22 protein-coding genes are annotated in these 24,979 nt (G+C 62.4%); 12 read left to right on the top strand and 10 right to left on the bottom strand.

Going from position 1 to position 24,979, the window contains the following annotated elements; translation table 11 throughout:
* Positions 1-2: 2 nt before the first annotated feature.
* The 3 genes from OX460_RS10890 to gmk all read right to left on the bottom strand — a co-directional run bounded on the left by OX460_RS10890 (position 3) and on the right by gmk (position 3,262).
* Positions 3-2,285 carry a bifunctional (p)ppGpp synthetase/guanosine-3',5'-bis(diphosphate) 3'-pyrophosphohydrolase gene (locus OX460_RS10890; RefSeq protein ID WP_099666876.1) on the bottom strand — a complete coding sequence of 761 codons (2,283 nt, stop codon included), beginning with the start codon at positions 2,283-2,285 and terminating at the stop codon, positions 3-5.
* 82 nt (positions 2,286-2,367) lie between these two features.
* The gene (gene rpoZ / locus OX460_RS10885; RefSeq protein WP_010400723.1) at positions 2,368-2,571 is read right to left on the bottom strand and encodes a DNA-directed RNA polymerase subunit omega; all 204 of its coding nucleotides are present in this window, start codon (positions 2,569-2,571) and stop codon (positions 2,368-2,370) included.
* A gap of 52 nt (positions 2,572-2,623) precedes the next feature.
* Positions 2,624-3,262, bottom strand: a complete 639-nt coding sequence (gene gmk, locus OX460_RS10880) for a guanylate kinase (protein WP_099666877.1) — start codon at positions 3,260-3,262, stop codon at positions 2,624-2,626.
* A gap of 210 nt (positions 3,263-3,472) precedes the next feature.
* Here gmk and OX460_RS10875 point away from each other — a divergent pair, with 210 nt between their 5' ends.
* Positions 3,473-3,883 (top strand): DoxX family protein, encoded by a 411-nt coding sequence (locus OX460_RS10875; protein WP_099666878.1) that lies wholly within the window; start codon positions 3,473-3,475, stop codon positions 3,881-3,883.
* 6 nt (positions 3,884-3,889) lie between these two features.
* On the opposite strand, the gene OX460_RS10870 is transcribed toward OX460_RS10875, so the two are convergent.
* A complete protein-coding gene (locus tag OX460_RS10870; RefSeq protein WP_099666879.1) occupies positions 3,890-4,780 on the bottom strand; it encodes a YicC/YloC family endoribonuclease in 891 nt (296 codons plus the stop codon).
* Positions 4,781-5,082: 302 nt separating this feature from the next.
* On the opposite strand from OX460_RS10870, the gene rph reads away from it, so the two are divergent.
* The 3 genes from rph to hemW all read left to right on the top strand — a co-directional run bounded on the left by rph (position 5,083) and on the right by hemW (position 7,805).
* Positions 5,083-5,811 (top strand): ribonuclease PH, encoded by a 729-nt coding sequence (rph, locus tag OX460_RS10865; protein ID WP_034787067.1) that lies wholly within the window; start codon positions 5,083-5,085, stop codon positions 5,809-5,811.
* Between the two features lie 138 nt (positions 5,812-5,949).
* On the top strand, positions 5,950-6,534 hold the full coding sequence (gene rdgB, locus OX460_RS10860) for an RdgB/HAM1 family non-canonical purine NTP pyrophosphatase (RefSeq protein ID WP_099666881.1): 585 nt from the start codon (positions 5,950-5,952) through the stop codon (positions 6,532-6,534).
* Entirely contained in the window at positions 6,531-7,805 is a 1,275-nt protein-coding gene (gene hemW, locus OX460_RS10855; protein ID WP_289898643.1) for a radical SAM family heme chaperone HemW, read from the top strand. Before rdgB ends, hemW begins: the two co-directional genes overlap by 4 nt.
* 18 nt (positions 7,806-7,823) lie before the next feature.
* On the opposite strand, the gene OX460_RS10850 is transcribed toward hemW, so the two are convergent.
* From OX460_RS10850 to OX460_RS10840, 3 genes are all read right to left on the bottom strand, one after another.
* Positions 7,824-9,011: a tetratricopeptide repeat protein gene (locus OX460_RS10850; protein ID WP_099666883.1), complete on the bottom strand. Its 1,188-nt coding sequence runs from the start codon at positions 9,009-9,011 to the stop codon at positions 7,824-7,826.
* A gap of 130 nt (positions 9,012-9,141) precedes the next feature.
* A complete protein-coding gene (locus tag OX460_RS10845; protein WP_289898642.1) occupies positions 9,142-10,860 on the bottom strand; it encodes a methyl-accepting chemotaxis protein in 1,719 nt (572 codons plus the stop codon).
* A gap of 122 nt (positions 10,861-10,982) precedes the next feature.
* A complete protein-coding gene (locus OX460_RS10840) occupies positions 10,983-12,074 on the bottom strand; it encodes a patatin-like phospholipase family protein (protein WP_289898641.1) in 1,092 nt (363 codons plus the stop codon).
* A gap of 158 nt (positions 12,075-12,232) precedes the next feature.
* On the opposite strand from OX460_RS10840, the gene OX460_RS10835 reads away from it, so the two are divergent.
* Positions 12,233-13,090, top strand: a complete 858-nt coding sequence (locus OX460_RS10835; RefSeq protein WP_289898640.1) for a hypothetical protein — start codon at positions 12,233-12,235, stop codon at positions 13,088-13,090.
* 68 nt (positions 13,091-13,158) lie between these two features.
* Here the strand turns inward: OX460_RS10835 and tal are convergent, their stop codons facing one another.
* The gene (gene tal, locus OX460_RS10830; protein ID WP_131687779.1) at positions 13,159-14,094 is read right to left on the bottom strand and encodes a transaldolase; all 936 of its coding nucleotides are present in this window, start codon (positions 14,092-14,094) and stop codon (positions 13,159-13,161) included.
* A gap of 206 nt (positions 14,095-14,300) precedes the next feature.
* Between tal and OX460_RS10825 the strand changes: the two genes are divergently transcribed.
* The 7 genes from OX460_RS10825 (at position 14,301) to OX460_RS10795 (ending at position 22,460) form a co-directional block, all read left to right on the top strand.
* Positions 14,301-17,153, top strand: coding sequence for a type VI secretion system Vgr family protein (locus OX460_RS10825; protein WP_289898639.1), 2,853 nt, complete (start codon positions 14,301-14,303; stop codon positions 17,151-17,153).
* A gap of 13 nt (positions 17,154-17,166) precedes the next feature.
* The gene (locus OX460_RS10820; protein ID WP_289898638.1) at positions 17,167-18,096 is read left to right on the top strand and encodes a DUF4123 domain-containing protein; all 930 of its coding nucleotides are present in this window, start codon (positions 17,167-17,169) and stop codon (positions 18,094-18,096) included.
* A 40-nt stretch (positions 18,097-18,136) separates the two neighbouring features.
* Positions 18,137-18,592 (top strand): DUF3304 domain-containing protein, encoded by a 456-nt coding sequence (locus OX460_RS10815; protein WP_180278710.1) that lies wholly within the window; start codon positions 18,137-18,139, stop codon positions 18,590-18,592.
* A gap of 146 nt (positions 18,593-18,738) precedes the next feature.
* Positions 18,739-19,194 carry a DUF3304 domain-containing protein gene (locus OX460_RS10810; protein ID WP_099666891.1) on the top strand — a complete coding sequence of 152 codons (456 nt, stop codon included), beginning with the start codon at positions 18,739-18,741 and terminating at the stop codon, positions 19,192-19,194.
* Between the two features lie 4 nt (positions 19,195-19,198).
* Positions 19,199-21,370, top strand: coding sequence for a DUF2235 domain-containing protein (locus tag OX460_RS10805; RefSeq protein WP_289898637.1), 2,172 nt, complete (start codon positions 19,199-19,201; stop codon positions 21,368-21,370).
* 38 nt (positions 21,371-21,408) lie between these two features.
* On the top strand, positions 21,409-21,861 hold the full coding sequence (locus OX460_RS10800) for a DUF3304 domain-containing protein (protein WP_289898636.1): 453 nt from the start codon (positions 21,409-21,411) through the stop codon (positions 21,859-21,861).
* A 146-nt stretch (positions 21,862-22,007) separates the two neighbouring features.
* Entirely contained in the window at positions 22,008-22,460 is a 453-nt protein-coding gene (locus tag OX460_RS10795) for a DUF3304 domain-containing protein (protein ID WP_099666894.1), read from the top strand.
* Between the two features lie 51 nt (positions 22,461-22,511).
* Here the strand turns inward: OX460_RS10795 and OX460_RS10790 are convergent, their stop codons facing one another.
* Positions 22,512-23,366: an SIS domain-containing protein gene (locus tag OX460_RS10790; RefSeq protein WP_034750862.1), complete on the bottom strand. Its 855-nt coding sequence runs from the start codon at positions 23,364-23,366 to the stop codon at positions 22,512-22,514.
* A gap of 131 nt (positions 23,367-23,497) precedes the next feature.
* Positions 23,498-24,970 carry a glucose-6-phosphate dehydrogenase gene (zwf, locus tag OX460_RS10785; RefSeq protein ID WP_034750861.1) on the bottom strand — a complete coding sequence of 491 codons (1,473 nt, stop codon included), beginning with the start codon at positions 24,968-24,970 and terminating at the stop codon, positions 23,498-23,500.
* Positions 24,971-24,979: the final 9 nt, after the last annotated feature.

Here is a 24,979-nt window from a genome sequence, read left to right as displayed (position 1 = left end):
TTCTAGTTGCGCTCGCGCAATATCCTATTGACCCCGGCGACCCGGCGCACATTGCGCAGCAGGGCGGCCAGGTGGACGCGGTCCTTGACTTGCACGGTGAAGCGCAGCTGGTCGAGGACGTTGTCCTTGTCTTCGTCCATGCCCACGTAGATGATGTTGGCGTCCGATTCGCCGATTTCGGCGGCGACTCGCGCCAAAATACCCCGTTCGCTGTTAATCAGCACCTTGATGCGGCAGTCGAAGCGGCGGTTCAGTTCCGTTCCCCAGCGCACGGCGATCCAGCGGTCCGGTTCCTTGGCGCGCTGGCGCTTCGCTTGCGAGCAGTCGCTCGTGTGCACGAGCAAGCCCTGATCGCGGCGCAACTGGCCGATGATCTGGTCGCCGGGAATCGGCAGGCAGCACGGCGCCAGTTGCACGGAGACGCCTTCGCTGCCGCAGATGGTGACGGGGTCGAGTTCGCTGCCGCTATTGTGTTCCACGGGCATGCTGGCCGCTTCGCCGCCGATCAAACCGAAGATGTGGCGCGCCACCAGGGTGGCCATGCGCTTGCCGATGCCGATGTCCGCGTACAGCTCGTCCATGGAATTGGCGCTCGATTCGTTGAGCAGGCGTTCGACCAGCGGCGCCTGCAGGTCGGCGTCGATGTTCAGCGCGTGCAGCGCCTGCGACAGCAGTTGCTGGCCCAGGGCGATCGATTCGGGCAGGTTGATCGTGCGCAAATGGTGGCGGATGGCCGAACGGGCCTTGCCTGTGCGCACGAACGACAGCCAGGTCGGGCTGGGGCGCGACGAGGAATCGGTGATGATTTCCACGATGTCGCCATTGTGCAGCTCGGTGCGCAGGGGCGAGGTTTCGTTGTTGATCTTGACGGCCACGGTCTGGTCGCCGATGCCCGTATGGATCGAATAGGCGAAGTCGATGGCCGTGGCGCCGCGCGGCAGGGCGATGATCTTCGACTTCGGCGTAAACACATAGACGGAATCGGGGAACAGGTCGACCTTGACGTGTTCGAGGAATTCGGCCGAGTCGCCCGTCTGCTGCTGGATGTCGAGCAAGGATTGCAGCCAGGCATGCGTGCGCTGCTGCAGGTCGGACGGGTTCGATTCGCCGCTCTTGTACAGCCAGTGCGCCGCCACGCCCGATTCGGCCGTGCGGTGCATTTCCTGCGTGCGGATCTGGAATTCGACGGGCGTGCCGTAGGGGCCGATGACGGTCGTGTGCAGCGACTGGTAACCGTTCAGCTTGCGGATCGCGATGTAATCCTTGAACTTGCCCGGCATGGGCTTGTACAGGCTGTGCAGGGTGCCCAGGGTCACGTAACAGTCGGCAAAACTGCCCACCACCACGCGGAAGCCGTACACGTCCAGCACTTGCGAGAACGACAAGTGCTTGCTGCGCATCTTTTTATAGATGTCGTACAGGGTCTTTTCGCGGCCCGTGACGTCGGCATCAAGCTCGGCCATGGACAAGGTGCTTTTTACGGCTTCCATGATCTTGTTGACCACTTCGCGCCGGTTGCCGCGCGCCGCCTTGACGGCTTTCGCCAGGGTGCGGTAGCGCATCGGATACAGGTGCGAGAACGACAGATCCTGCAGCTCGTGGTAGATGTTGTTCAGGCCGAGGCGGTGCGCGATCGGCACGTACACTTCCATGGTCTCGCTGGCGATGCGGCGCTTTTTGGCCGCCGTCATGAAGTCCAGGGTGCGCATATTGTGCAGGCGGTCGGCCAGCTTGATCAGGATCACGCGCACGTCGGACGCCATGGCCAGCAGCATCTTGCGGAAGTTTTCCGCCTGCGCTTCGATCTGGCTCTGGAATTCGATCTTTTCCAGCTTCGACAGGCCGTCGACCAGGTGCGCCACGGGCGCGCCGAAGCGCTCGATCAATTCTTCCTTCTTGACGTCCTGGTCTTCCATGACGTCGTGCAGCAGGGCGGCCATGATGGCTTGCGCGTCGAGCTTCCAGTCGGCGCAGATTTCCGCGACGGCGATCGGATGCGAGATATACGGCTCGCCCGAACGGCGCATCTGGCCCAGGTGCATTTCGTCGGAGAAGCGGTAGGCTTCCTTGACTTTCTTCAGGTCGGCGGGAGACAGGTATTCGGCCAGCTTGTCGGCCAGGTGGCTGACGGAGGCCACGCCCAAGGCGGGCGCTGGCGGTACTGCGGGGATGTTGCTGCCGGACGTGCCGACGCCGGGCGTGGTTGCGCCCTGCGATTTTGCCGCCTGGCGCGAGGCCAGGGGCGGCAATGCTGCGGAAGTCGTGTCGGCTGGGGTCAGACTCATAAAACGTCGCGTTGCTTCACAGTGTGAATAAAGAATACGGTAGAACCAGGGGTCAGCACTGTTCCGGCACGCGGGTTCCCACTTACATCGGGACCTTTTTCAGCATTTCGATGCCGACTTTACCGGCAGCGATTTCACGCAGTGCAACAACGGTAGGCTTGTCCTTGGCTTCCACCTTAGGGGTGTGGCCTTGCAGCAACTGACGTGCGCGATAAGTCGCAGCCAGGGTCAGCTGGAAACGGTTAGGGATCTGCTTCAGGCAATCTTCGATTGTGATACGGGCCATAGTAACTCCTAAAATTTTTGCGTGGTGCTGTGTGAACTGGCGTGCAGGCGAATTACTCTGCGTGCAGGCCCAGCTGGGCGAATAGCGATGCGTTGCGGGCCGCTTGTTGCGCAAACCGGCAACGGGCCGCTCTCACGATCGCGCTCAGTTCGGACAAAGCGACCGTAAACTCTTCATTGATAATAACATACTCGAACTCGGGAGCGTGTGCGATTTCGCCGCCGGCCGCCAGCAGGCGGCGCGTGATCACGTGCGGCTCGTCCTGGCCGCGCTTGTTCAAGCGTTCTTCCAGCGCATCGATCGATGGCGGCAGGATGAAAATGCCGGCCGCGCGGGGGAATTGCTTGCGTACCTGGCGCGCGCCCTGCCAGTCGATTTCCAGCAGGATATCGGTGCCGGCCAGCATTTGCTGCTCCACCATGATGCGCGACGTGCCGTAGTAATTGCCATGCACTTCCGCCCATTCCAGGAACTCGCCTTGTTCGGCGCGCGCGACGAAGTCTTCCGCCGTCGTGAAATAGTACTCGCGGCCATGCTGCTCGCCCGGACGGGGGGCGCGCGTGGTGGTCGAGATCGACAATTTGATGCCGGGCTCTTGCGCCAGCAATGCATTGACCAGTGTCGATTTGCCGGCGCCCGAGGGCGCGGCGACCACGAACAGGCTGCCGGAGAAGGCGGTAGGGTGGCTCATGCGGATCTTTCCATTTGCGTGTGATGGCGGCGTTTGCGCTTGCGTGGGTGCCGCCCAATTCGGTATTTTACCAAGAGGCAAGGCGGCGAGCCAGCCCCGCGATGCGCCTCGCCGCCCCGCTTGTGCATATTTTGCTTGTTATCCTGAGGAAATAGTTATTTAATTTGGATGGTTTTTTCTCAATAACTATTCTACCGACAGGATGCGCGCATGAAGAATTTCCCGTTTCTCAGTTCCGCCCAGGCCATGTTGTTGCTGCGTGTGGCCATCGCCGTGATGTTCATGGCGCACGCCATCACGCGCATCGCCAATGGCACCATCCCCCGCTTTGCCGGTTTCCTGGAAGACAAGGGATTTATTTACGGCCTGGCCGTGGTGTGGGCGATTACCATCGTCGAGATCGTTTGCGGCAGTTTGCTCATCGTCGGCAAATACACGCGCTGGGCGGCGGCCGGGCTGATGGTGATCTGCATCGGCGGCATCGCCATCGTGCATGCGGCCAAGGGCTGGTTCGTGGGCGAACATGGCGCTGGTGGCGTGGAATACAGCATCGTGCTGTTTGTCGCCTGCGTCGTCATCGCCGCCAGCGACCAGGGGCGCGCCGGAGCGCGCCTGGCCTGACGGGGTTTATTCCAGGTTCTGCACCTGTTCGCGCATCTGCTCGATCAGCAGCTTCAAGTCCATCGAGGCGTCGGCCAGCTCCTTGACGGACGCCTTGGCGCCCAGCGTGTTGGCTTCGCGGTTCAGTTCCTGCATCATGAAATCGAGGCGCTTGCCCACTTGCCCGCCCTTGGTGAGGATGTGGCGCGTTTCGCCCAGGTGGGCCGACAGGCGCGCCAGTTCTTCCGACACATCGATGCGGATGCCGTACAGGATGACTTCCTGGCGGATGCGTTCCATGGCGTCCTGGCGCGACAGGGCCGAATTCGAGCCCTGGCTGGCCAGGCCCAGCGCGTCCTGCATGCGCTCGATGGCTTTTTGCTGGAAGGCCGCCACCACTTGCGGAATCAGGGGCGTGATGCGTTTGACGATGGCTTCCATCGCTTCGATGCGCGACACCAGCACCGCTTCGAGCGCGGCGCCTTCGCGCTTGCGGCTGTCGACGAAGGCGGCCACGGTGCGTTTGGTCAGCGCGCCCACATCCGCCTGCAGGGACTCCTGTCCCACTTGCGCTTCTTCGATGACGCCAGGCCAGCGCAGCAGTTCGGCCACCGTCATGACGGGGGCGGAGACAAAATGCTGGCCCACTTCGTTTTGCAGGCGCGCCAGTTCTGCCAGCAGGGGCAGGTTCAGCGCCTGCGTGCCGTTTGTGGCGGCCTTGCGGCCAAAGCTCAGGCGTACCTCGACTTTGCCGCGCGTGATGGCGGACATGACGGCGGCGCGCAAGTCAGGCTCCAGGGCCCGCAGATCGTCGTTGATCCGGAATTGCAGGTCGAGAAAGCGCGAGTTGACGCTCTTGATTTCAATTGTCAGTGTGCCTGCAGCACCTTCGCTGGTGGCAACCGCGTAGCCTGTCATGCTTGAAATGCTCAAAGGATTCCCCGATTTGGTCTTGTATACAGTCACTTATACACTTAATCAGCCAGCGCAGGCAATACCGCCCGCGCCGCAAAAACAGAACCGCATGGTCTGATGGCCTGAAAATTGCTGAATAGTGTGCGTTTTACGGCATTGTAAAGAAAATTGTGTTTGGCGGGGCAGGATTGTAGGGATCATGTGTGCGCCGCCTGCCATTGCGTCTTGCGCTGTTGCATGACTGCAAATAGACGGGCGCGCGGTGGTAAAATCGCTGCCGCAACCCCAATCACACAGGACATCCCATGACATTTGAATCCCGCCCGAGCGGCCGCGCCGTCGACGCGCTGCGCGCCATCCGCATCACCCGCCAGTACACCAAGCATGCCGAGGGCTCGGTGCTGATCGAGTGCGGCGACACCAAGGTCATCTGTACCGCCAGCATCGAAGACAAGGTGCCGGGTTTCCTGAAAGGCAAGGGCCAGGGCTGGTTGACGGCCGAATACGGCATGCTGCCCCGCTCGACGCACACCCGCATGGACCGCGAAGCGGCGCGCGGCAAGCAGTCCGGCCGCACGCAGGAAATCCAGCGCCTGATCGGCCGCTCGCTGCGCGCCGCCTTTGATTTGCAGGCGTTCGGCGAACGCACGCTGCACCTCGATTGCGACGTGATCCAGGCCGATGGCGGCACGCGCACGGCGTCGATCACGGGCGCCATGGTGGCCGCGTATGACGCGTTTTCCCAGCTGCAGGCGCGCGGCGCGATCGCCGCCATTCCCGTGAAAAGCTTTGTCGCCGCCATCTCGGTGGGCGTCTACCAGGGCATGCCGGTGCTGGACCTGGACTACGTGGAAGACTCGGGCTGCGACACGGACATGAACGTGGTGATGACGGAAGCGGGCCACTTCATCGAAGTGCAGGGCACGGCCGAAGGCGCCGCCTTTGACCGCGCCGGCATGAACCGCCTGCTGGACCTGGCGCAGGGCGGCATCGCCGACCTGATCGCCCTGCAGAAGCAGGCATTGGGGATCTGATCTTTACACAGATTTACATCCGCTGGCCCGCCGCGCCGGGCAAAAAGCCCACAGTTGCCGCTTCTTGCGGCAGCTTCGGGGCGAGGTGAGGGGGGCGCAAAAGGTTTACAATGTCGGCACTTCAACCGGACTACTGACATGACTCAACGCCTCATCCTCGCCTCCAACAACGCCGGCAAGCTCAAGGAATTCAACGAGCTGCTCTCGACCATCGGTTTTTCCGTCCACGCCCAGGGCGAGTATGCCGTGCCGGAAAGCGACGAACCATTCCACACCTTCGTTGAAAACGCCCTGCAAAAGGCGCGCCACGCGTCGCGCCTGACGGGCTTGCCGGCGCTGGCCGACGATTCCGGCGTGTGCGTCAATGCGCTCGGCGGCGCGCCCGGCGTGTATTCGGCCCGCTATGCGGGCGAGCCGAAATCGGATGCCGCCAACAGCGCCAAGCTGATCGCCGACCTCGAGGCGCATGCCGACAAGTCCGCGTACTACTATTGCGTGCTGGTGTATGTGCGCCATGCGGACGACCCGCAGCCGGTGATCGCCGACGGACGCTGGAATGGCGAAATGATTGCCGCGCCGCGCGGCAACGGCGGTTTCGGTTACGATCCGCACTTCTTCATTCCCGCGCTGGGCAAGTGCGCGGCCGAACTGACGTCCGATGAAAAGAACGCGCTGTCGCACCGTGGCCAGGCCCTGCGCGCGCTGGTGGAAAAGCTGCGATGATCCCGATCAAACTGGTGGGCGCCGTTGCCAAGTCGGCAGCCAAGCCCAGTACCGCTCCCGCGCCGCAGGACGGCATTTCCGGCGCGGCCGGGGCGGCCCTGAAATACCTGCAGCCGGGCGCGCTGAACCTGACGGCCCTGCCGCCGCTGTCGCTGTACATCCATTTCCCGTGGTGCGTGAAGAAATGCCCGTATTGCGACTTCAATTCGCACGAGGTGCGCGGCGACTTGCCGGAAGCCGAATACCTGGCGGCCCTGCGCCTGGACCTGGAAATGGCGCTGCCGCTGATCTGGGGCCGCAAGATCCACACCATCTTCATCGGCGGCGGCACGCCCAGCCTGATGTCGGCGGCAGGCCTGGACCGGCTGATGTCGGACGTGCGCACCTTGCTGCCCCTGGAACCCGATTGCGAAATCACCATGGAAGCCAATCCGGGCACCTTCGAAGCGGAAAAATTCAAATCCTACCGGGCCAGCGGCATCAACCGCCTGTCGATCGGCATCCAGAGTTTCAACGGCCGCCACCTGCAGGCGCTGGGCCGCATCCATGACGACAACGAAGCGCGCCGCGCGGTGGAGATCGCGCACGCGAACTTCGACAATTTCAATCTCGACCTGATGTATGCGCTGCCCACGCAAACCCTGGCCGAGGCGCAGCAGGACCTGGACACGGCGCTGTCGTTCGCGCCGCCGCACCTGTCGCTGTACCACCTGACTTTGGAGCCGAATACGCTGTTCGCCAAGTATCCGCCCGTGCTGCCGGACGACGACGAGAGCGCCGATATCGCCGACATGGTGGCCGCGCGCGCGGCGCAGGCGGGCTATGGCCGCTATGAAGTATCGGCCTACGCGCAGCCGGGCCGCCAGGCTAAGCACAACCGCAATTACTGGGAATTCGGCGACTATCTGGGCATCGGCGCAGGCGCCCACTCGAAGATTTCGTTTCCGCACCGGGTGCTGCGCCAGGCCCGCTACAAGCAGCCGCGCGCCTACATGGACGCGGTACTGGCCGGTAACCCGGTGCAGGAAGAGCGCGAACTGGAGCGCGAGGAAATGGGTTTTGAATTCATGCTCAACACCCTGCGCCTGACGCAGGGATTTTCGCCGAACCTGTTCGCCGAGCGCACGGGCCTGGCCCTCAACGCCATCGAGCAGCCGCTGAACGCGGCCGAAGCCAAAGGCTTGCTGTACCGCGACCACCAGGTTATCCGCCCGACGGCGCTGGGACTGTCCTTCCTGAACGACCTGCAGCAAATGTTCCTGGAAGACTGACTGCCTTAATGACGCCTGCTAATGCGTGCTGGCGGCGCGCAGGCGCTGCAGCTTGGCCGCGTACAGTCCATGCTCGCCGCGCGTGGTGCTGGTGTCCATCGCCAGTTCCAGCTGGCGTCCGGCCTGCGCCAGCTGGCCCATGCGCGCATACGCCTGCGCCAGCCAGAAGTGGAATTCATGGTAATACGGATCACGCGCGATCTCGCGCTTGAACAGGCGCGCCGCTTCCTGGTAGTCGGCGGTTTCCATGGCGCGCTGGCCCAGGTTGAAAAAGTGGAAGGGCGGCTCTGGCTGCAGGGCCAGCAATTTGCGCCGCAGCAGCTGCGCTTCGCCCGTGCGTCCCAGGCCGTCGAGTGCCTGCGCCAGGTTGGACAGCAGCACGGCGTTCGATGGTGAGCGTTCCAGTGCGTAAGCGAGCGTGCGCCGCGCCGGCTCGATGTCGCCGTGGCGCAACTGGATGATGCCCAGTGTATTCAAGGCGCCCGCAAACGTGGGGTCTTGCAGGATGGCGGCGCGGGCATACCAGTAAGCTTGATCGAGCTCGCCGCTGGCCATGGTTTCGGCGGCGCGATTGTTGAGGTACATGGCCAGGATGGTTGCTTCGCGCACCTCCTGCGTGCGCTGGCCGGTGAGGTCTTCGCCCGGCAGGAAGTCGATGAGCAGGATGGCATCGGCGTCGTAGCCGACGGTATTGCTGGCGGCACGGCGTTCCAGCGCGAGATTGACGTGGCCGGCAACGAAATACATGCCGCCGCTGCGGCTCCAGCTCTCATCTCCCAGGACCACCTGGTAGTGCACATCGAGTCCCATTTCCTTGGCCAGCGCGGCCGTCATCAGCACCAGCGACAGGCAATTGCCGCTGCGCGCATCGAACGCCTGTGCCGCCGTGCGCGTCATGGCGGCATCGTATTCCAGTTGCAGCCCGGCCCGGTTGTGGAGGGCATCGGCGAGCGCCCGACGGGGATTCTTGTTGCGCGCCTCGCGCGCGATATCGACACGCACGTATTGCCGCATGGCCTCGCTCATGGCAAACGCCTGCTGCGGGTCGACCGGTATGGTGGGCGCGGCAAAGCTGGCATCGTTGAACAGGTCGGGCGGAGGCAGGGTGGCGGGCGCCGTGGCGCAGCCGGCAAGGGCTGCACACAGCAGCAAGGGGGGCAGGAAGCCCCGGCGCAGCTGTGCGCTGATGCCGCTGATACATTTCATGTTCGTACTCCCGCAGAACGATGTCGGGCGCAACACGTATTGCTGCCGGTGGAGCGCCATGCCACCTGAAACAAGTATCCTCGCGCGCCAGGGCGCTGTCAAACCCTTTCAACTGGCGCCGCCGTCAGCCTTAAAACTCTTCCCAATCCTGCTCGCCCGCTACCTGCGCCTGAGGCTTGCGCGCAGGAGGCGCACTCCTGGCTTCGCTGCCTGGCTGCCTGGCGGGAGTGTTCCTGGCCGCCGGCCTGGCCAGCTTGGCGGCAGCCGGCCGCGCGGCGCGTACCGGCGCCGCCGCGGCCATGTGTTCGAGCTGGAAGCCGGCCGCCACTTGCGCCAGGCGCGCCGCCTGGTCCTGCATGCTTTCGGCGGCGGCCGCCGCTTCCTCCACCAGGGCCGCATTTTGCTGCGTCACCTGGTCCATCTGCGCGATGGCCTGGTTGACCTGGTCGATGCCCATGCTTTGCTCGGCGCTGGCGGCAGTGATCTCGGCCATGATGTCGGTGACCCTGCGCACGCTGTCGACCACTTCGCCCATGGTGTTGCCGGCCTGCTGCACCAGCCGCGTGCCGTTGTTGACCTGCTCCACGGAGTCGCCGATCAGGGTCTTGATTTCGCGCGCCGCCGCCGCCGAGCGCTGCGCCAGGCTGCGCACTTCCGTGGCGACGACGGCAAAGCCGCGTCCCTGCTCACCAGCCCGGGCCGCTTCCACGGCCGCGTTCAAGGCCAGGATATTCGTCTGGAAGGCGATGCCGTCGATGACGCCGATGATGTCGACGATTTTCGTCGATGCCGTATCGATGGCGCCCATGGTGTCGACCACCTGGCTGACGATGCTGCCGCCCCGTTCAGCCACGCCGGAGGCGGCCACCGCCATCTGGTTGGCCTGGCGCGCATTGTCTGCATTCTGCTTCACGGTGCTGGTCAGTTCTTCCATCGACGACGCCGTCTCTTCCAGCGAACTGGCCTGCTGTTCCGTGCGCGCCGATAAATCCTGGTTGCCGGCGGCGATTTCGCCCGACGCCGTGGCAATCGCATTGGTGCCCGTCTGCACTTCCGACACCACCTTGCGCAGTGCCTCGTTCATGCCGTGCAGCGCGCGCATCAGGTCGCCGATTTCATCGCTGGCAGGCGTGCCGAAATGCGTGCGCAAGTCGCCGTCGGCCACCGTTTCGGCCACCTTCACGGCGGCTTTCAACGGTTGCGTGATCGAACGCGTGATCAGCCAGGCGCAGACGCTGCCCAGGGCCACCACCAGCGCGCACAAGGTCAGCAGCAGGGTGAAGCTGCGTTCGTTGGCCGCCTCGATGGCTTGCGCCGTGGCGTCGATGGCCTGGCGCTGCTGCGCCAGCAGGGCCTTGACGTTGTTCTGGTAATTGGTGGCGGCCGGCGCGAAGCTGTCGCGGTAGGTGCTTTCCGCCTGCGCCGCATTGCCCGCCTTGCGCGCATTCATGACCAGGGTCTTGGCATCCTGGTATTTGACGCGCTCGGCGATGGACGATTTGAAGATGGCTTTTTCTGCATCGCTGTCGAGCAGCGCCTCGATTTTCTTCAGCAGTTCGCTGCCCTGTTTCGTGCTGTCGGCGATGGTGTCGGCAAATACGTTCGACAGCGTTTCATCGGTGCTCCTGGCGATCATCGAGGTGCGCGCGATGGCCGAGTAAATCAGCACGTACCAGTCCGATACGAGGCGTTCCTTGGCCAGCGGCTTTTCCATCATTTGCCGCGTCGCTTCGGCATTCACATGGGCGCTGTACAGCGCGTACGAGGTGGAGATCACGGACAGCAGCAGCACCAGCGCGAAGCCTGCAGCCAGGCGCGTGCCGATACGAAGGTGGGAGAGGGCGTGCATGGTCGGAACTCCTGTCACAGAGGGATTGAAGGTTGCCTGTGCGACATAGTATGCACTGATAAGTGACCAATAGGCGAGGGAAAAGCGCGCTTGTTTTGGCGCCTGTTGCAGTCTCGCCCGTGCTACAGATCGAGCGCCTGGCGCAGGTCCGGCTGCTCGGCCCAGCGGGCGAAGGCGGCCGCCATGCGCTCGCTTTCCGCGATGGCGCGGCGCCAGTCGCGCATGCGCGCCGCGTGGTCTTGCCCGTAATGGGCGAAGTCGCGCCGGTCCGGCAGCTTGCCGTTGGGCAGGCTGGCCACGAAGGCGGGCGAGGGCGAGACGAGGATCATGTTGTCGAGTGCGCTATCGCCGCTGCGCGCGCGGCGCCAGGGCATGGCCTTGTCCAGCCAGCCCGGCACGATATGGTCGGCAAAGTGCGGGTACAGCACCAGGTCCGGTTCGCGCTGGTAGGGCAGGTGCAGATGGTAGTCGACCAGGCCGCCATCCCAGTAGCGCCCCGGCGGCGCGCCGGCGATGTCCGTCACGGCGTCGAGCACGAGCGGGATGGAACCGGAGGCCAGCAGCGCGTCGCGCAGGTTGTCTTGCGCCAGCGGCACGAAATGCGCATGAAAGGCGTCGAAGCGCGAGCGCAGCCAGCTGGCGCCGTCCGGCCCCGCATGGAACACCGCGCGCTCGAGCGAGGCGGCCAGGCGCGCGCGCGCCACGGCGTTACCGGCGGCAGCCAGCAGGAAGCCGCGCCGGTCGCGCCATTTGCCCGGCTGCGCCAGGGCGCCGATGCCGCGCACGGCCAGCACGGACAGGCTATGCCGCGCGTGCTGCAGCAACTGCGCATCCTGGCCATCGAGGACGGCGTCGAGCAGGGCGCGGCACGTGCGGCTGACGTGCGCTGCGTCGGGTTTGTCGGGGTAGCGCTGGCCCACGTATTCGCGCACCAGGCGGCGCTGCGCTGCCACCGGGTCGGGAAATACGGCGGCGGCCATGCGCCAGGCGCCGATCGAGGCGCCGACGAAGTGGCGCGGGCGCGGCGCTTGCGCCAGGAAGTCGCCGAACAGCCAGCAATCGAGCTGGTGCAGGATCAAGCCTTTCGGCCCGCCCGCGGCGGCAGGGACGATGGCGACGTCAAGCGCGCGCAAGCCGTTGTCGGCAATGCGGGCACGGGCGCGGCGGCCCAGGCGGATGGTGATGGCGGACGAAGCAGGCAGGGTGGAGGACATGCGCGTGGCGGCTGGTGGCGATTGCCTATTGTAGCGTCATGCCGCGCCCATGCGCGGCCGCAGGCGTGCGACAGTTGAGAGGAAAAAGCAATATTATCTGAAATGCAAAGATGCCATGCAAGCGTGCCGTCCTTGCTTTTTTGAATCATAAGGAATACATGAAACAACCAACCTGCGCCTCCCGCCTTGTTCTGCCAGCCTTGCTGGCTGCCACCCTCAGTGCCTGTGGCGGCGGCTCTTCCTCCTCCGATGCCCAGGTCGCCGTGAATCAGGCCACGCCCGTCAATCCACTCCCTCCGGTGACACCGGTTACCCCGCCGCCTGCCGGCAGCGACACGGGCAGCGTCAGCACGCCGTTTGCGAAGGGGCTGAGTCCGCGCTATCTGTTGCTGGCCGTTGCCAGCCAGGCCTACGGCACTCTGGGCAGCGTGACGCAAGACAGTTCCGGCGCCCTGAGCGGGATATCGGGCATCAGCTTCAGCGGCACGCCCGCCATCACGCGCGACGTCGTCGGCGACGCGGCATTTGCGCAGGGACGCTGGTTCACCGGCACCATCACGCGCAGCAGCGGCACTACCGTCATGAGCGGCAACAATGCCAGTGCCCATTACAGCGTCTATAACACGGTGGCGGCCTTGCCCTTCACCGGCGCCTTCCAGTGCGATGCGGGCAAGTTCACGGCGCCCAGCTACACGGGCGGCGCCAGCGTGCAGCAGGACGGCTATTTCGGCACGGCCAGCGGCAGCGCCACCTTGGCCTTCGGCGCCGCGGGCGCCGCGCTGGCCATGACGGTCGATGTCGCGGCCGGCGGCAGCACTGGCAAGGCCAGCGGCACCGGCACGATCAACATGCCGGACATGACGGTCGTCAGCGGCGGCTTCCTGGGCGGCAGCTCGGGCATGCTGCTGGCGCTGGGGGACGGCGGCACGGGAACCTACCTGGTTACGGGCGGTTACAAGGTGGTCATGGCCAACGGCGCCAATTACCAGGGCGTAGCGACCTTCCGCTGCTCCTGATGGCGCGGACATGAAAAAAGCGGCGCCGTGCACTGCACGGACGCCGCTTTTTTACGCCAGTCGTGTGCTTAGCGCAGTGCCGAGATCATCTGTTTCAGCTTGCCGGAGTCGACGCAGAAGGCGCGGATGCCTTCTGCCAGTTTTTCCGTCGCCATCGCGTCTTCATTCATCATGAAGCGGAAAGCCTCTTCGTTCAGCGACATTTGCACGATGTTGGTCGATGGCGCCGCTTCGGCGCTCAGCTTGCGCTCCACCGGCGCATCGCTGTCGGCCAGCTTTTGCAGCAGGTCGGGGCTGATGGTGAGCAGGTCGCAGCCGGCCAGTTCGAGGATTTGCGAGGTGTTGCGGAAGCTCGCGCCCATCACCTCGGTCTTGTAGCCGAACTTGCGGTAGTAATTGTAGATGCGGCGGACCGACTGCACGCCCGGGTCTTCCGCGCCCACGTAGTCGATGCCCGTCGATTTCTTGTACCAGTCGTAGATGCGGCCGACGAACGGCGAAATGAGCTGCGCGCCCGCTTCGGCACAGGCGATGGCCTGGGCCAGCGAGAACAGCAGGGTCATGTTGCAGCGGATACCTTCCTTTTCCAGGATGGCGGCGGCGCGGATGCCTTCCCAGGTGGAGGCGATCTTGATCAGCACCCGCTCGCGGGCAATGCCGGCGTTCGAATACAGGGCGATCAGGTCGCGGCCCTTGGCGACCGTGCCTTCCGTGTCGAACGACAGACGCGCATCGACTTCTGTGGAGACGCGGCCGGGGATGGTTTGCAGGATTTCCACGCCAAAGGCGATCAGCAGGCGGTCGATGATCTCGGCGGTGGAGGCATTCGGATGGTCGCGTACGGCCTTTTCCAGCAGCGGCTTGTATTCATCCTTTTGCACGGCCTTCAGGATCAGCGACGGATTCGTCGTCGCATCGCGCGGCGTGTAAGCCTGGATCGATTGGAAGTCGCCGGTGTCGGCCACCACGGTAGTAAATTGCTTCAGTTGTTCGAGTTGGTTCATGGCTGCACGGGAAAGAGTGAAGGGACTTGCCGGAGTATTGTACCGAATCCCTTGCCCGAAGCAGCGACTATTGTCTTCCCCGGCACTCCTTGTTCAATTGAATCTTGCTTTTTTAAGAACTCGCGCATAATTGCCTGGACTTGTTTATTTTGCACATTGTTTTGACAAGTAATGTGCGATGCCACTTTCCAGATGAAGAGCATCCTTTGACACAAGATATCGTTAGCGCGGTAGCCGCCTTCAATGGCGCGACGCGCCTGTATGCATTGGCCATCGGCGACGATGGCCAGGACAGCGGTTTGCTGGTCGAAGCCTTTGCCGCCGATGACCGGCTGCAGGAGCTTGGCGCGCGCGAGATTATCGCCTTGTCCACGAATGCCGACGTTGCGCTGGCCTCCCTGCTGGGCCAGCCGGCCAGCCTGCAAATCAGCCTGGCGGACGGCACGCGCACGCAGTTTTCCGGCTATATCAGCGCAGCGGCCATGCTGGGCAGCAATGGCGGCCTGGCGCGCTACCGGCTGCGCATCACGCCCTGGCTGTGGCTGCTGACGCAAGTGCGTAACAGCCGCGTATGGCAAGATCGGAGCGTGACGGCCATCGTCGACGAGGTATTGCAAGCCTATGCGCCGCATGCCCTGTGGCAATGGAGCGACGAGGTGGCGCAGTGCATGCAGCAGGCGGGAGAGCGCAGCTATTGCTGCCAGTACCGGGAATCGGACTTCGATTTCGTGCGCCGACTGCTGACGGAGGAGGGCATCGCCTGGCGCTTCGACGCGCACACACTGATTTTGTTCGCCGACAGCAGCCAGCCCTGCGCTACGCCCGAGGATGCCAGCAGCGCGCAGGGCGGCGGCTTGCGCTTTCATGGCGCCAGGGCCGGCGAAGCGAGCGACAGCGTGCAGGCGCTGTGCGCGCGGCGCAGCCTGCACGTCGGGCTGAGCAGCGTGCTGAGCTACGACTACAAGGCCAAGAAGGCGGTCGCCGCCAGCGTGCCGACGAATATGGCCATCGGCGGCCAGCATGCGCCGGTGCTGGAAAGCTACGATACGCCGGGCCAGTACTGGTATGCGAATGGCGCGCAGGCACAGCACTATGCCGCGTTGCAGATGCAGGCCCGCGAAGCGCGCGCCCAGCTGTGGCAGGCGCGCTCGACGGTACGCACCTTGCGCGCCGGCACGCGGTTTACCCTGACGCAGGGACCGTTGCCGCAGGCCGATGGCGCCGCGTCCGACTATGTCGTGCTCCGGGTGGCCAGCATCGGCATCAACAACCTGCCGGCGCCCGCCTCCCAGGCGCTGGCTGAACTGTTCGGCCCGGTGCCCGAACTGCTGGACGAAGCCATGCCCGGGCTGGGCGACGGCTTTGCCGACTTTGCCGCCGCGATCGCGCAGGCGCAAGCCAGCGGTTACGCCAATTGCATCGAGATGATCGCCGCGGCGACGCCATGGCGTCCTGTGCATGGCGACAACGACGCGCGCCACCATCCGGCACCGACGGCCCGCGGCAGCCAGAGCGCCATCGTCGTCGGTGCCGACGGCGGCGCCAGCGCCAGCAGCGGCAGCGAGATCCATTGCGACAAGCTGGGGCGGGTGCGCATCCGTTTCCACTGGCAGCGGGAGGGCGGCGCCACGTGCTGGGTACGCGTGGCGCAGCGCTCGGCCGGCGGCGGCATGGGCAGCCAGTTTCTGCCGCGCATCGGCCAGGAAGTGCTGGTGCAATTCCTGGAAAACGATATCGACCGCCCCATCATCGTCGGCGCCCTGTACAACGGGCAGGGCGAGGGCGGCGTCGCGCCCTCGCCGGGCGGGCTGGCCGAGCAACCGTCCGATGCCAGCGTATTCGAGCCGGCGCGCGACCATGCGCCGTCGGCGCAGGGCAACGTGGCCGGCGGCAACAGCCCGGTCTGGCATGGCGCGGCCGGCGGCAGCGCCGGCCACCGCAACGGCGCGGCGCAATGGGGTATCCGCAGCAAGGAATTCGGCGCCGCAGGCTACAACCAGTTGCTGTTCGACGATACCGACCAGCAGGGGCGCATCCAGCTCAAGAGCAGCCATGCGGCAAGCGAACTCAATCTTGGCCACCTGATCCATGCGGCCGACAATTACCGGGGCAGCCTGCGCGGCACGGGCGCCGAGCTGCGCACCGACGCTTACGGCGCCGTGCGGGCCGGCGCCGGCCTCCTGATTTCCAGCTACCTCGTCAACCACGACGCGCAGGCGCGCGATCCGGCCGGCGACAATGCGCCGGGCATGGTCTTGCTCAAGCAGGCGGCCAAGCTAGGTGCAACCTTCAGCGCCGCCGCCGTCACGCACAAGACGGTCGCGTATGCCAGCCACCTGGGGCCGGCCAAGGCGAATGCCAGCGTGCTCGACGAAAAGGCGGCGCCCTTGCCGGCGTTTTTGACGAGCGTCTCCGGCATGCTGAGCCAGGACGATACGGCCGCCGCCAGGCGCGACGCGGCGGGCAAGCCGACCAGCCCCGGCGATGACAAGTTGCCGCACAGCAGCGACGCCATCATCGCCATCGCCGCCCGTGCGGGCCTGGGCGTGCTGGCGGGCCAGGATATCCAGCTGGCAAATGGCGAAACCACCTCGCTAATGAGCGGCCTGGACACCCAGTTCGTCGGCGGCGGCCAGTTGCGCGTGCACAGCGGGCAGGCCATCGGCGCCCTGGCCGGCGTGGTCAAGGCGGGCGAGAACAATATCGGCCTGCAATTGATCGCCGCCAAGCAAGCCATCGACCTGCAGGCGCAGGCCGACGTGCTCAACGTGCAGGCGCGCGAGGAAGTCAACATCGTCAGCGCCGCCGCGCACATCGACTGGGCGGCGGCGAAAAGCATCCGTTTGTCGACGGCGGGCGGGGCGAACATCACGATCGAGGGCGGCAACATCACCGTGCAGTGTCCCGGCAAGATCACGGTGCATGCCGGCAAGAAGAGTTTTATCGGGCCGGAACGGCTGGCTTATCCATTGCCGGCGCTGCCTGCCAGCGTCTGCAAGGCGTGCCTGCTGGCGGCGTTGCGTAGCGGCAGCCCGTTTGTCGCGCCCACGGCAGCCTAGAAAAGGAATCCTGATGTACTTTGCCATCGATCTTCCTGACCCTGCGGTTCCAGCGCAGATCGCGCAGCAACTGCAAGCCTTGCGTGAGGAAGCGGCGGTGGCGAACGGCGGCCAGCCCTTGCACTTGCTGGCGCTGCTGGACGGCGCCTGCGATGAGGAGTTTTTCACCAAGCGCTACCCGAGCCGCTTGCGGCGCCAGTCGCTGTATGCGCACACCTCGCTGCAAAACTTCAAGAGTGCCGCACCGCATTTAATGGCGGCGCCACAGGCAAGCAGCGAGCAGGCCGAGTGGCTGCAGCGCCTGTTCTCGCTGTGCGCGGGCAAGCCCATGCTCAGCATCATCGCCAGCACGCTCGATATCGACCGGCTGGAGCAGCATCTGTGCCCCTATTTGATTGCCATCACGCCAGACACCGTCGAATGGCCCGTGCGCTGGGCCGATAGCCGCACATTGCCGGCCTTGCTGGCGGCCTTGACGCAAACCCAATATGCGCATTTGCTGAGCCCCATCTACCGCTGGTGGTCGCTGCGGCGCGATGGTTCCCTGATCAGTTGGCAGGGCGAGGCGCTGCCCAGTCCCGTTCCGGCGGAGTTTGACAAATTTCCGCTCAGCGACGCCGCCTTCGCAGCCCTGGTGGATACCGCCGAAGCCGACGCCATCCTGGCCAATCTGCATGATGTGCAGCCGGACCTGTTTCATTCCGGCACCCCGGCCGAGTGCCACGCGCGCGTGGCGCGTCATTTGCTTGTGGCAAACGCCAGCGGCATCGAGGCGGCGGGTCAGCGTCAGCATTTCAGCGCCCTGGCCTTGATGCTGGCCGACGATTTTACCGTGCATCCGGCGATGGCCAGCCTGTTGCGGCGCACGCGCCAAGGTGCGAATTACCTGTCCGAACTCGACACGCTGCCCGACGATTTCTGGCAGGCGCGCTCGGCTGCCTAGCCTTGCTCCTTCAACTGCCTATTTTTATAAAAGGAAAATCATGAAATGGATTATTTATCTTGGCACCGCCTTGCTGCTGAGCGGTTGCGCCCTCAAGACCAGGCAGGTTGAGCAAGTCGGCCCAAGTCCTACCGCGACAGCGCAGGTGGGTATTGTCAACCATACGGGGAAATATATTTATTCCGCATCGGTGGATGGGGCCGGAGGCGCCAACATGGCCAGGTGGGGGGCGGGGGGGGCAGAAATCTGTTGCGCCTCTATCCCGAGAGTGTGGTATCCGGGAATGAAAGTCCTGGTGCGTTGGAATATGCCTGAAGGGCATACCGACGTTATCAAAGAAAAAATGGTGGAAGTGGAAAAATACGATGAAACGGGAAGTATTTATATCCATTTTTTTCCAGACGATGAAGTTCGGGTTGTGGTTTCAATTTATCCCGGATATAGCACTGCTCATCCGATACGCCACTATGGAAAACCGGAAAATATCAATCCTTAGAGGTTTATTTCGATTAATGAAACTCCACTCTTGCACATTTTCCTGGTTTTTCTTAAACCATTTGCGACGCGTGGGAGTTCTATGTTTTCTATTGTCACGTGTGGCAGTAAAATGAAAAATGGCGTGGCATTTTTTATAAGGTGCAAATGATGAAATGGATTATTTATCTTGGTGCGGCCTTGCTGCTGAACGGCTGCGCCTTCAAGGCCCGGCAGGTTGAGGACGTCAATCCAAGTCCTACCGCGACGGCGCAGGTGGGTATTGTCAACCATACGGGGAAGTATATTTATTCCGCGTCAGTGGATGGAGCGGGAGGCGCCAATATGGCCAGGTGGGGAGCGGGGGGAGCTGATGTTTGCTGTGCTTCTATTCCTCGGGTATGGTATCCGGGAATGATGGTTCGGGTGCGATGGGATATGCCGGAAGAACATACGCATATTGTCAAAGAAAAAATGGTGGAAGTGGAAAAATACGATGAACCAGGGGATATCTATATGCATTTCTTCCCCAATGATGAGGTGAGAGTCGTCGTGTCAAATGCTGGAGGGGGGGCAAAAACTCATCCTATTCTTCACTCCGGAAAACCTGCCAATATTCCTTGATATTATGATCAGTGAAACTCCCCATTCCGCGCCGTTTCCCGTCGGTTTTTTTTTAAAGCCGTTGACGAAAGAGCAATCCGAAATTGCCAAGGAGGCATGTGAAAAGAAAGATGGCGCGCCGTGCAGTATTCCAGTGAGGGTTGGACTTTTCTTTGATGGAACCAATAATAATCTGGAGCGCGATAGGAATGGGGTTAGGACAGGTGTGCTCGATCCAAGAACAAAAAAGCCCATTCCTATAGCTAATGTTGTGGTCGACCCCAATAGTGCCAGCCATAGCAATGTGGCGCGGCTATTTTCGAGTTTTCCCTCGAATAAACGGGGTGCGGGATATTTTCGAAATTATATTCCTGGCGTGGGAACGCCATTTAAGGAAATTGGTGAATTGACTGAATCGGACGAGGGGAAGGCTTTTGCCAAAGGAGGGCAGCCGCGTATTATCTGGGGCTTATTGCAGGTTTTAAATGCAATTCATCGAACGGTTTATGGAGATGAAACTCCATTATATAAATCAGATAAGGCTGGCGAACTTGCCCGTACTTATGATAATGCCGTAGGCCACAAAAAGGTGCCGCATCCCTCAACCGGCAGGGAGCGCTTCATGACCCACTCGGACTGGTTCGCTGAGCATATTGAAAAACTCAAAGTGGCGGTGGCGGCACAACCCAAGCCGCATATTCCATCGCTGACCTTGTCGGTGTTCGGTTTTTCGCGTGGCGCCGCCGAGGCGGTGGCATTCTGCCAGCTGTTTGCCGATTTGCTCACGCCGGGCAAAGGTGAGGGGCAGGAGTTTGCCGGCATTCCGGCCAGCATCGATTTTCTTGGCGTATTCGACACGGTGGCAACCGTGGGCAGTTCGGCGTCTGTCGCGAAAACCACGATCGCGCCTGGCGCGATGTTCGATGGCCATTGGGCCTGGGCCAATGAATTGCTCAAGCCGCTGCCTCGCTGCGTTCAGGCAGGCTTGCATTGCATTGCCACGCATGAGCAGCGCATGAATTTCCCCGTTACACGCTTGGAAGGGAAAATCGAGGAAGTGTATTTTCCTGGCGTGCACTCCGACGTGGGAGGCGGCTATGGTCCGGGCGAGCAGGGAAAGGGACGCGGCGGACAAGCAGCCTTGTTGTCGCAAATTCCGCTGGCGCATATGTTCAAGGAGGCGCGCCTCAAGGGAGTGCCTTTGATACCGTTCAGCGAACTGGAGGCAACGGACCGAGATGATTTCCAGGTCAGTCAAGAGCTTGCCAAGGCATGGGAAGCATATACCGCCGCGCTTAACAAGCAAGGCGCCTTGCTGAGCAAGCATATGGAGCTGTATTACCGCTGGCGCGCCGTGCGCGTCAAGACCCTGGAAGCCACGGCCAGCTTCAAGGCGGCCAACGCGCAGGAGCGGGAGGATCTGGGTTCCTACAACCGTTTGCTGGCGGGCGATCTGGAAGCGCTGCGCGCACGCAAAGCCTTTCGTCATGGCGATGAGGATAAACCGTTCAGCGCCCGGGATATTGCGCGCATCAATCACTGGCAATACTATCGCGCGCAAAATCATACACCGCTGGATGACTGGGAAGCTTGGGCGCTCGACATATTCGATCACCCAAAACCACTGCCGCCCGAAGTGATGCGTTTTTTTGACGACTATGTACACGATTCCCTGGCCGGATTCTATATGGCGGGCGAAGTGACGGAATACGATAAACGGGCCAAGATCGCCTCGTTCGCCGATAAACCGCCTGAAGAAGGCTTTTATAAACGCGCGTATGAACTGAGCCGAAAGACCGAAGTTGCGCAATTGAAACAGAAGAATGGCGAAGCATTGACGCCGGAAGAGGACGCACTGGTCAAGGAAGCGCAGTACGGCACCCCCTACCCAATCCGTACGGATGCCGACAGCGCCGACATGCGCAGTGCGGTGATCACCACGCAAACCTATACGCGTCGCGAGGGTGGCGGCTATATCTTGCGCCGTGGCTACTACCCGCAAAGCGGCTTTTTCCGGAAAAGCGTGCACGAGAAGGAATTGCAACGCATGCCGACGGCCGGCATCCAGGCGGAAGAAACACCCGAAAAATTCGTGTGGAGTGAAAACTTAACACAGGATATTGCGCAGGCCAAAGCCGATGAAGAGATTTACCTGGCGCAGCAGCGCTATGCAACGCGAGCAGAGGCGCTCGCATAGGGCGTGAGTTCTGCACGGCTGGAGCCGAAAGGAAAATCATGAAATGGATTATTTATCTTGGCACTGCCTTGCTGCTGAGCGGCTGTGCGTTCAAGGGCAGGCAGCTTGAGCAAGCCGGTCCAAGTCCTACCGCGATGGCGCAGGTGGGCATCGTCAACCATACGGGGAAGTACATTTACTCCGCATCGGTGGATGGGGCAGGAGGCGCCAATATGGCCAGATGGGGAGCGGGAGGAGCCGAGGTTTGCTGCGCATCCATCCCGCGGGTATGGTATGCGGGGATGATGGTTCTAGTGCGGTGGGATATGCCGGAAGAGCATACGCATATTGTCAAAGAAAAAATGGTGGCAGTGGAAAAATACGATGAGCCTGGGGATATCTATATGCATTTCTTCCCCGATGACGGGGTGAGAGTGGTTGTGTCAAATGTGGACGGCGATAGTAAAAACCATCCTATTCTTCATTCTGGAAAGCCTGCCAATCTTCCTTGATAGGATGATCGATAAAAATTTCTTTTCTGGGCCGATTCCCATCACTTTTTCTTGAGGCATTCAAGCGTGGGCAGTCCCCTATTTTTATTGCCGTATGTGGCAGTGAAGTAGAAAAACCACGTGGCATTTTTTGCAAGGTGAAAATTATGAAATGGATTATTTATCTTGGCACTGCCCTGCTGCTGAGCGGCTGTGCCCTCAAGGCCAGGCAGGTCGAGGAAGCCCGCCCAAGTCCTACCGCGACGGCGCAGGTGGGTATTGTGAACCATACCGGGAATTTTATTTACTCCGCGTCGGTGGATGGAGCCGGAGGCGCGGATATGGCGAGATGGGGGGCGGGAGGAGCAGAAATCTGTTGCGCCTCTATCCCGAGAGTGTGGTATCCCAGAATGATGGTGCGGGTGCGGTGGGATATGCCGGATGGACTACAGCATATTATTAAAGAAAAAATGGTGGAAGTGGAAAAATATGATAGGCCAGGAGATATCTATATGCATTTTTTTGAAAATGACGAGGTGAGAGTGGTTGTGTCAAATGTGGATGGCGATAGTAAAATTCATCCTATTCTTCATTCCGGAAAACCGGCTGATATGCCTTGATGCCTGTCGCGCAAAGCAGAGGCTCCAGCGAGGCTGGAGCCGATGGGGGGATCAGCCGATGAAGGAGTCGAACTGCATGTCGAATTCCTGCAGCGCCTTCTGCGCGTTCTGCATCTTCTTGCGGAACTCCGGCCCCCGTTGCAGGGCCAGGCCCACGGCCAGCACGTCGATCACCACCAGGTAGGCCAGGCGGGCGGAAATCGGGGTGTAGGGGTCGGTGTTGAAGACCAGGTCTATCGGGATCAGCACGGTCGCCAGGTCGGCCAGCGGCGTGCCGGACGGGGCCAGCACGACGACGTCGGCGCCGCCGCGGCGCGCCAGTTTCACGGAGCGGACCAGGGCGGGGCTGTTGCCGCGCTGCGAGATCGCCACCAGGCAGTCGCCGCCGCGCAGCAGGGCTGCGGCGATGCTGTGGATGTTCGGGTCGCTGTAAGCCACCGTCGGCACGCCCGAGCGGAAGAACTTGTGCTGCGCGTCGGCCGCCACGATGCCCGACGTGCCCTGGCCATAGAATTCGATCTTGCTGGCGCGCGACAGGATGTCGAGCGCGCGCTGGATCGCTTCCGGGTTCAGGTTGTTGCGCAGGTCGAGCAGGGTGTTGATCGAGCGGCTGCAGATTTTATTCACCAGGTCGGCCGCCAGGTCGTCCTGCGCCGGCTGCTCGTTCGCGCCCGGCATGGCCAGGGCCAGACCCTGCGCCAGCTTCAGCTTGAATTCATGCCAGCCGTCGTAGCCCAGGGTGCGGCAAAAGCGCACCACGGTCGGTTCCGACACCTGTGCGCTTTTCGCCAGCGCCGTGATGTTCTGGCTGACCGTCTGGTTCGGCTGGTCAAGCACGGCCAGCGCGACCTTCTTCTCCGACTTGGAGAGCGAATCGAGTTGGGTGCGGATGGAGTCAAGCAGCATCAGGGTAATCTTCTGGGTTAGTTTTCGGGAACTCGGGGACTGGCAACGGTGAAGCAGGGAATTCGTGGAGCACCGCTCCACGCCTGCGTAACGGTCTGGCCTTGCAAGGCCAGACTCCTTGCGCTTCCAAACTAGTCTTCAGGAAGCGCCTCTTCACGCCACTGCAAGCCATCGCGGCCGATCAGGGCGCTGGCGGCCGCGGGGCCCCAGGTGCCGGCCGTGTAGGGAATCGGCGCGCTGTCGTTCTGTTCCCAGTTGTCGAGAATCGGTTCGACCCATTCCCACGCCGCTTCCAGTTCGTCGCCGCGCATGAACAGGGTCAGCTGGCCGCGCAGGACGTCGAGCAGCAGGCGCTCGTAGGCATCCATGCGCGGGGTCTTGAACGATTCGCGGAAATCGAGTTCCAGTTCCGCCGGTTTCAGACGCATGCCGTCGCCCGGGGTTTTCGCCATCAGGTTCATGCGCAAGCCTTCGTCCGGCTGCAAGCGGATCACCAGGCAGTTCGGCTGGAAGCTGGACGTTGGCTGGTTGAAGATCGAGTGCGGAATCTGCTTGAAACGCACGACGATCTCGGCCAGGCTGTCGGCCATGCGCTTGCCCGTGCGCAGGTAGAACGGTACGCCGGCCCAGCGCCAGGTGTCGATTTCCGCCTTCAGGGCAACGAAGGTTTCGGTGCGCGAGTGTTCCGGCGCGTCCGGCTCGTCGCGGTAGCTCGGCACGGTGGCGCCATCGACGTGGCCGGCGCGGTACTGGCCGCGCACGATGTTCTGCGCCAGGGTGGTGGGCGTGAATTTTTTCAGCGAGCGCAACACTTGCAGTTTTTCATCGCGCACGGCGTCCGGCGCGATCGAGGTCGGCGGTTCCATGGCGACGATGCACAGCAGTTGCAGCAAGTGGTTTTGCAGCATGTCGCGCAGCGCGCCCGAGGTGTCGTAGTAACCCATGCGGTTGCCCACGCCCAGCTTTTCGGCGATGGTGATCTGCACGTCGGAAATCCATTCGCGGCGCCACAGCGGTTCGAACAGGATGTTGCCGAAGCGCAGGGCCAGCAAGTTCTGCACGGTTTCCTTGCCCAGGTAATGGTCGATGCGGTAAATCTGCGATTCCTGGAAGACCTTGCCCACTTCGGCATTGATCTGCTTGGCGCTGGCCAGGTCGCGGCCCAGCGGTTTTTCCAGGACCACGCGCGAATTCGGCGTCACCAGGCCGTTGTCTTCCAGGTTGTCGCAGATGAGGGCGAACAAATGCGGCGGCGTCGCCAGGTAGTACACGCGCGTCAGGTCGGCATCGCCGCGCAGCGCTTCGACCAGCGGCGCGTACGTGGCCGCATCGCTGGCGTTGAGCGACACATACACGATGCGCGCGCAGAATTTGCTCCAGGTGGCGGCATTCAGGGTGCTGGCCTTGATGTGGGGACGCGAGTTGGTCTCTACCATTTTCAGGAAAGCATCCTGGCCGCTGTCCTGACGGCCCACGCAGATGATGCGCGCCGTCGGCGGCAAATCGTTCGCGACGTCGCGCGCATACATTGCAGGCAACAACTTGCGCATTGCTAAATCGCCGCTGCCGCCAAACAGGACCAGGTCAAAATCGGTAAGTGCCATAAGTGAGTG

The organism is Janthinobacterium sp. SUN033 (genome assembly GCF_030397595.1).
Taxonomy (GTDB): domain Bacteria; phylum Pseudomonadota; class Gammaproteobacteria; order Burkholderiales; family Burkholderiaceae_D; genus Janthinobacterium; species Janthinobacterium kumbetense.
Note: the sequence above shows the minus strand (reverse complement) of the source record. Positions and strands in the feature narration are given on the sequence as shown.